This is a genomic window from Pseudomonas sp. NFACC04-2 (assembly GCF_900119265.1).
Taxonomy (GTDB): Bacteria; Pseudomonadota; Gammaproteobacteria; order Pseudomonadales; family Pseudomonadaceae; genus Aquipseudomonas; species Aquipseudomonas fluorescens_AA.
The window spans coordinates 13,437-17,307 of sequence record NZ_FPJC01000048.1; the positions used below are offsets into that span (position 1 = coordinate 13,437).

At 64.7% G+C, this 3,871-nt stretch carries 1 protein-coding gene; it reads left to right on the plus strand.

Features of this window, described 5'->3' with window-relative positions; all coding sequences use genetic code 11:
* Nucleotides 1-3,871, plus strand: a 3,871-nt coding sequence (locus BT125_RS28145) for a non-ribosomal peptide synthetase (protein ID WP_139271830.1), incomplete at both ends; no start/stop codon positions are given.

A 3,871-nucleotide genomic window follows, 5' to 3' on the forward strand; every position in this document is an offset into this window, starting at 1 on the left:
TGGATGTCAGCGCGCCGCTGGAGCGTCAGCAGTTCATGGTGCAGGACAGCGGGGCACAGGTCGTGCTGACGTCGAGTACAGCGGTAGCGCCTGAAGCCTCGCAACGGGTGGCTCTGGATACGCTGGTCTTCAATGAGTCCGCCGATAACCTCCACCTGACGCAAGACGGCGAATCGGTGGCCTACATCATGTACACCTCCGGCTCCACCGGCACCCCGAAAGGCGTGCGGGTGCCGCACCGGGCGATCAACCGACTGGTGATCAATAACGGCTACGCCGACTTCAACGCCCAGGACCGGGTGGCCTTCGCCTCCAACCCGGCCTTCGACGCCAGCACCCTGGACGTCTGGGCACCGTTGCTCAATGGCGGTTGCGTGGTGGTGGTCGACCAGGACGTGTTGCTGACGCAAGTGCGTTTTGCGGCGCTGCTGCAAGAGCAATCGGTCAACGTGCTGTGGATGACCGCGGGCCTGTTCCATCAATACGCTGCCGGGCTGATGACGGCGTTCGCCCAATTGCGCTACCTGATCGTCGGTGGCGATGTACTCGACCCAGCAGTGATCGGCCGAGTCCTGAAGGAAGGCGCGCCGCTGCACCTGCTCAACGGTTATGGTCCGACCGAAGCCACCACGTTTACCACCACCCACGAGATCACCCGCGTGGGCGAGGGCGGAATCCCGATTGGTCGTCCGATCGGCAACACCCGTGTCTATGTGCTGGATGCCAACCAACAGCCGGTGCCCATCGGCGTGGCCGGCGAGCTGTACATCGGTGGCGAGGGCGTGGCGAAGGGGTATCTGAACCGTCCCGAGCTGACCGCCGAGAAGTTTATCGCCGACCCGTTCAGTTCCGATCCCGGTGCCTTGCTCTACCGCACCGGCGACCTGGCGCGCTGGCGCGCGGACGGCACGGTGGATTACCTGGGGCGTAACGACGACCAGGTGAAGATCCGTGGTTTCCGCATCGAACTGGGCGAGATCGAAGCCCGGTTGGCCGAACATGATGACGTCAAGGAGGTCGTGGTGCTGATGCGCGAAGACGTCCCAGGTGAGAAGCGCCTGGTGGCGTACTTCACGCCGCGGGACCTGGACGTTGCGCCGCACATCGAGACCCTGCGTATGCATTTGCAGGGGCAATTGCCCGACTACATGATTCCGGTGGCCTACGTTCGCCTCGACACATTGCCGTTGACCGCCAACGGCAAGCTCGACCGCCGTGCACTGCCGGCGCCGGACAGCGATGCTTACGTCAGCCGTGAATATGAAGCGCCGCAAGGCGAGGTCGAGCAACTCTTGGCACAACTCTGGGCCGAGCTGCTCAGGGTTGACCAAGTGGGTCGCCACGACAATTTTTTCGAACTGGGCGGCCATTCGCTGTTGGCGGTCACGCTGATCGAACGCATGCGCCAGGTCGGCTTGAGCGCCGACGTGCGGGTGCTGTTCAGCCAGCCGACCCTGGCCGCACTGGGCGCGGCCATCGGCAGTGGCCGGGAGGTGGATGTCCCGGTGAACCGGATTGCCCCGGCCTGTGAACGGATCACCCCGGACATGCTCACGCTGATTCAGCTTGATCAGGCGGCCATTGACCGGGTCGTGGCGACGGTGCCAGGAGGGGCGCCGAACGTGCAGGACATCTACCCGCTGGCACCGTTGCAGGACGGTATTCTCTACCATCACCTGGCCGCCGAGCAGGGCGACCCCTATGTGCTGAAAACCGTGTTCGAACTGCAGAGTCGCGACCGCTTGGCGGCGTTTGTGGACGCGCTGCAATACGTCATCGATCGGCACGACATCCTGCGCACCAGTGTGGTGTGGCAAGGCTTCGACGCGCCGATCCAAGTGGTGTGGCGCGAAGCGAAGCTGCATCTGGAAGAGATCGCCCTGGACATTGCCAAGGGCGAGATCGCGGCGCAGTTGCAGGAGCGTTTCGACCCGCAACACTACCGGCTGGACATCACCCAGGCCCCGCTGATGCGGCTGGTCTTTGCCGAAGACGCGCTCAACCAGCGTTGGGTCGCGGTGTTGTTGTTCCACCATATGGCCCTCGACCACACGGCGTTGGAAGTGGTGCAGCACGAGATGCAGGCGCACCTGCTGGGCCAGGCCGACCAACTGCCCGTGGCGATGCCGTACCGCAACTATGTGGCACAGGCGCGCCTGGGGGTGAGTCAACAAGAGCACGAAGGGTTCTTCCGCGAGATGCTCGCCGATGTCGACGAGCCGACCTTACCGTTCGGCTTGCAGGACGTGAGCGGCGACGGACAGGCCATCGAGCAGGCCCGCCAGGTTGTCGAGGCAACGTTGAGCCAGCGTCTGCGGGCACAAGCCCGGCAGTTGGGCGTGAGTGCCGCCAGCCTGGTCCACCTGGCCTGGGCGCAGGTACTGGGGCGTGTGTCAGGCAAGGACGATGTGGTGTTCGGTACGGTCCTGTTGGGCCGGATGCAGAGCGGCGATGGCGCCGACCGGGCGCTGGGCATGTTCATCAATACCTTGCCGCTGCGGATCGACGTGAGCAGCCAAGGCGTGCGCGAGGGGGTGAAAGCCACTCACGCACGGCTGACCGGGTTGTTGGGCCATGAACACGCCTCGCTGGCCTTGGCCCAGCGTTGCAGCGGCGTGGTTGCGCCGCTGCCGCTGTTCAGCGCGCTGCTCAATTATCGGCACAGCGCCAGTGCAGCGGCCGAGGTCTCGAATGAAACCCAGGCCGCATGGCAGGGCATCGAGTTCCTGAGTAACGAAGAGCGGACCAATTACCCACTGACCCTGTCGGTGGATGACTTGGGCGATGGCTTCATGCTGAGCGCCCTGGTAGTGCAGGGCATCGGTGCGGCGCGCATCTGCGCCTACATGCACACGGCCCTGGAAAGTCTGGTGCAGGCCCTCGAACACGCGCCCCAGACGCCACTCAACCGCTTGGAGATCCTGCCGCAAAGCGAACGTAACCAGCTACTGGAGGATTTCAACGCCACCCAGCGCGCCTATCCACACGAGCAAACCGTCTTGGCGCTGTTCGAGGCCCAGGCCGCGTACCTGCCGCAGGCGATTGCAGCGGTGCACGGACAGCGGCAAGTGAGCTATGGGGAGCTGAACGAGCAGGCCAACCGCCTGGCCCATCACCTGATCGGCCTTGGCGTGCAACCGGACGACTGCGTGGCCATCCTGCTGCCACGCTCCATCGAGTTGCTGGCCAGTCAACTGGCGATCCTCAAGTGCGCGGCGGCCTACGTGCCGCTGGACCGCAACGCCTCCCTGGAACGCCAGGGCTTCATGCTCGACGACTGCCAGGCCAAGTGCCTGCTGACGTTCAGTACCGAGACCGTGCCCGAGGGCGCCTCGCGCATCGACCTGGACACGCTGGACAGCCTAGGGGCGGCGCACAACCCGGCTTTGGCGCAGTCCAGCGAGTCGATCGCCTACATCATGTACACCTCGGGTTCCACCGGGCAGCCCAAGGGCGTGCTGGTGCCGCACCGGGCCATCAGCCGCCTGGTGATCAACAACGGTTACGCCGACTTCAATGCGCAGGACCGCATCGCCTTCGCCTCGAACCCGGCGTTCGACGCCAGCACCATGGACGTCTGGGGCGCCTTGCTCAATGGCGGGCAGGTGGTGGTGATCGACCATGAAACCCTGCTTGAGCCGTCAAGGTTTGCCCAAGTGTTGGAGGACTCGGGCGTCACGGTGCTGTTCGTGACCACGGCGATCTTCAACCAGTACGTGCAACTGATTCCCCAGGCCATCGGCGGCCTGCGGATCCTGTTGTGCGGCGGCGAACGGGCCGATGTGGCGTCGTTCCGGCGCTTGCTGGACCTGGCGCCCGGTTTGCGCCTGGTGCACTGCTACGGCCCGACCGAAACCACCACCTACGCCAC